The sequence below is a fragment of the Escherichia sp. 93.1518 genome (assembly GCF_013368915.2).
Classification (GTDB): Bacteria; Pseudomonadota; Gammaproteobacteria; order Enterobacterales; family Enterobacteriaceae; genus Escherichia; species Escherichia ruysiae.
Genome location: NZ_JABWMT020000071.1, coordinates 1 through 2,808, shown reverse-complemented (window position 1 = coordinate 2,808; position 2,808 = coordinate 1). Strand labels below are relative to the sequence as shown.

3 protein-coding genes are annotated in these 2,808 nt (G+C 49.5%); 2 read left to right on the top strand and 1 reads right to left on the bottom strand.

Annotated features, from left to right (window positions below; all coding sequences use genetic code 11):
• The first annotated feature begins 275 nt into the window (after positions 1 to 275).
• Both HEN21_RS22350 and HEN21_RS22345 read left to right on the top strand, forming a co-directional pair.
• The gene (locus HEN21_RS22350; protein ID WP_000472025.1) at positions 276 to 635 is read left to right on the top strand and encodes a YfeC-like transcriptional regulator; all 360 of its coding nucleotides are present in this window, start codon (positions 276 to 278) and stop codon (positions 633 to 635) included.
• 1 nt (position 636) lies between these two features.
• On the top strand, positions 637 to 1,029 hold the full coding sequence (locus HEN21_RS22345; RefSeq protein WP_000826491.1) for a MerR family transcriptional regulator: 393 nt from the start codon (positions 637 to 639) through the stop codon (positions 1,027 to 1,029).
• 50 nt (positions 1,030 to 1,079) lie between these two features.
• Here HEN21_RS22345 and gltX read toward each other — a convergent pair whose 3' ends face one another.
• A complete protein-coding gene (gene gltX, locus HEN21_RS22340; protein WP_176252331.1) occupies positions 1,080 to 2,495 on the bottom strand; it encodes a glutamate--tRNA ligase in 1,416 nt (471 codons plus the stop codon).
• Between the last annotated feature and the right edge of the window lie 313 nt (positions 2,496 to 2,808).

Genomic DNA, 2,808 nt, shown 5'->3' with positions numbered 1-2,808 from the left:
AACCGCTGACCTCTTGCATGCCATGCAAGCGCTCTCCCAGCTGAGCTATAGCCCCGTCACGTAAAGCTTGTCGAGTTGACGGGCGGCATCATATGAATTCCGTCCGAATGTGTCAACGGCAAATTGCAGCGCCTTGTTTCAATCGCTGAAAAATCAGGCAAATGAACATTTTTGGATTACGCCTCGCATTCAGTAGTTATTCATGTCACGGTTTCATGTAAATTGATGCTATAAAATGAACACTTAATAGACCCACAACTATTCAGGGAATTGTTATGTTCAAGGAGAGGATGACGCCAGATGAACTTGCCAGACTGACCGGTTATAGCCGCCAGACCATTAATAAATGGGTACGCAAGGAAGGCTGGACGACATCACCAAAACCGGGCGTCCAGGGGGGCAAGGCTCGACTGGTACACGTCAATGAACAGGTTCGTGAATATATTCGCAATGCAGAACGCCCGGAGGGTCAGGGAGAAATACCCGCCCTGTCTGGCGATGCACCGCTTGAAGTGCTGTTAGCTACGCTGGCGAAAGAGATGACGCCGGCTGAACAAAAGCAGTTTACATCATTGCTTCTGCGGGAAGGGATTATCGGGTTATTACAACGCTTAGGGATTCGCAACAGCAAATAATATGAAAAGATTACGCAATAAAATGACCACCGAAGAACTGGCGGAATGCCTCGGTGTGGCTAAACAAACAGTTAACCGCTGGATTAGAGAAAAAGGCTGGAAAACAGAAAAATTTCCCGGAGTGAAAGGTGGTCGAGCCAGACTTATTCTACTGGACACTCATGTTTGCGAATTTATTCAAAACACGCCTGCCTTCCATAATACGCCAATGCTTCTCGAGGCCGAAGAATCCCTTGCTGAATACGCGCCGGGTATGCGCACTCCGGCTTATCGGCAAATAATCAGCGCAATAGACAATATGACTCACAGTGAGCAGGAAAAAGTTGCGCAATTTTTATCGCGTGAAGGGATTCGTAATTTCCTTGCCCGTCTCGACATTGACGAATCAGCATAAATAAAAAACGGCAGGATACTATCTCCTGCCGTTTATCTTTTATGCGCTAATTACTGCTGTCTTTCGCGTTCAGCAATAAAAGCCAGAGCTTTGTTGATGCGCTCGATGCTACGAGCTTTGCCGATCGCGTGAACGGTAACATCCAGTGCCGGGGACTGCCCCGCACCAGTGACAGCGACACGCAGCGGCATACCGACTTTGCCCATCCCCACTTCCAGCTCGTCCGCCGTCGTCTGAATAGCGTGATGAACGTTTTCAGCTGTCCAGTCAGTAATAGCAGCCAGTTTGTCGCGAACCACTTCCAGCGGCTGACGTGCTACCGGGCGCAGATGTTTTTTCGCTGCATCGGCATCGAACTCAGCAAAATCTTCGTAGAAGTAACGGCAGCTCTGTGCCATTTCTTTCAGAGTTTTGCAGCGTTCTCCCAGCAGTTTAACCAGATCCGCCAGCTGCGGGCCGTTGCGGGTATCGATATTTTCCTGCTCGATGTGCCACTGTAAATGGGTAGCAACATACTCCGGCGGCAGCGTGTTAATGTAGTGATGGTTCAACCACAGCAGCTTGTCGGTATTGAACGCGCTGGCAGATTTGCTAACGGCATTCAGGGTGAAGTATTTGATCATCTCTTCACGGGTGAAGATTTCCTGATCGCCATGGGACCAGCCCAGACGCACCAGATAGTTCAGCAATGCTTCCGGCAGATAGCCGTCGTCGCGATACTGCATTACGCTGACCGCACCGTGGCGTTTGGACAGTTTTTTACCGTCATCGCCGTTGATCATAGAAACGTGCGCGTAAACCGGCACTGGTGCTTTCAGTGCTTTCAGAATGTTGATCTGGCGCGGCGTGTTGTTGATATGGTCTTCACCACGGATAACATGGGTGATTTCCATATCCCAGTCATCGACAACTACACAGAAGTTATAGGTCGGAGAACCATCGGTACGGCGGATAATCAGATCATCCAGCTCCTGGTTGCTGAACTCGATCGGACCACGGATCTGATCGTCAAAAACCACAGAACCTTCTTGCGGATTAGCAAAACGTACGACACATGGTTCATCATCAGCATGATGCTCATGGCTGTGGCGGCAGCGACCGTCATAACGCGGCTTCTCACCTTTCGCCATTTGCTCTTCACGCAGTGCTTCCAGACGCTCTTTAGAGCAATAGCATTTATAGGCCGTGCCCTCTTCCAGCATCTGATCGATAACTGCGTTATAGCGATCAAAACGTTTGGTCTGATAGTACGGACCTTCATCCCACTCCAGACTCAGCCAGTTCATACCATCCATAATGGCTTCGATAGCTTCCGGCGTAGAACGCTCAAGATCGGTGTCTTCAATACGCAGCACGAACTCACCGCCGTGGTTACGTGCAAAAAGCCAGGAGTAAAGAGCAGTACGCGCGCCGCCAACGTGCAGATAGCCTGTTGGGCTTGGCGCGAAGCGAGTTTTGATTTTCATGAAATGGCCTTACGTTTAGAAAGATGCCGACAACCGGCAAATCCTGGAAAAATTGAGTGGGCGATATTCTATCACTCCAGCCTGATTCCTCAATGTAGTTCGGGTTGCTACATGATGCATTATTGTTTTCGTTGAGAAATTGCGCAACACGGTCTGTTTTGCGATCATCCTGCTTAATTTTACGACGAACAAACAAATTCTTTAGAAAATGCGTTGACTCATTTCGAACTCTCCCTATAATGCGACTCCACACAGCGGGGGTGATTAGCTCAGCTGGGAGAGCACCTCCCTTACAAGGAGGGGGTCGGCGGTT